The following is a 632-nucleotide window of genomic DNA, read 5'->3' on the forward strand; positions in this document are numbered from 1 at the left end:
ATGGGAAGGCAAGTGCTATCGTCTTGTCATTCAGAGACAAAAGCGCATGGATGGAGAGCTTGACTTGTGGGAAGGTGAATACACCTACAGATGCATTCTTACCAACGATTACGACTCATCAACAAGAGACATCGTCGAATTTTACAACAAGCGTGGGGGCAAAGAGCGTATATTCGATGATATGAACAACGGATTCGGTTGGAGCAGGCTCCCCAAGTCATTCATGGCGGAGAATACTGTCTTTCTTCTGCTTACTGCATTGATACACAATTTCTATAAGACCATCATGAGCAGGCTTGACACCAAGGCTTTTGGGCTCAAGGAAACGAGTCGCATAAAGGCTTTTGTCTTCAGCTTCATCTCCGTACCTGCCAAGTGGATCATGACAGCAAGGCAATACGTGCTGAATATCTATACTGAAAATCGGGCTTATGTAAGACCTTTCAAAACTGGATTCGGATAAAATCCGTTCCTTATGGTTTTAATCTGCGTATTACCTCAAGTCGCATCGTGGGGTAAGGGGATGGTGTGCACAAATCGGACAAAATTCACGCTCATACTATCATGATGCATAGTGTTCAAGCTCTTTACTGCAATTGAGATTGTCATTGAGATTGCTTGCGGATTTTAGG

At 43.8% G+C, this 632-nt stretch carries 1 protein-coding gene; it reads left to right on the top strand.

Annotated features, from left to right (window positions below; all coding sequences use genetic code 11):
• The coding region (locus ACTQ16_RS16725; protein WP_441938564.1) for a transposase at positions 1–463 on the top strand (463 nt) is incomplete at its 5' end.
• Positions 464–632: the final 169 nt, after the last annotated feature.

Origin of the sequence: Prevotella sp. LCP21S3_D2, assembly GCF_052118345.1 — a bacterium.
In the GTDB taxonomy this organism is placed as follows: domain Bacteria; phylum Bacteroidota; class Bacteroidia; order Bacteroidales; family Bacteroidaceae; genus Prevotella.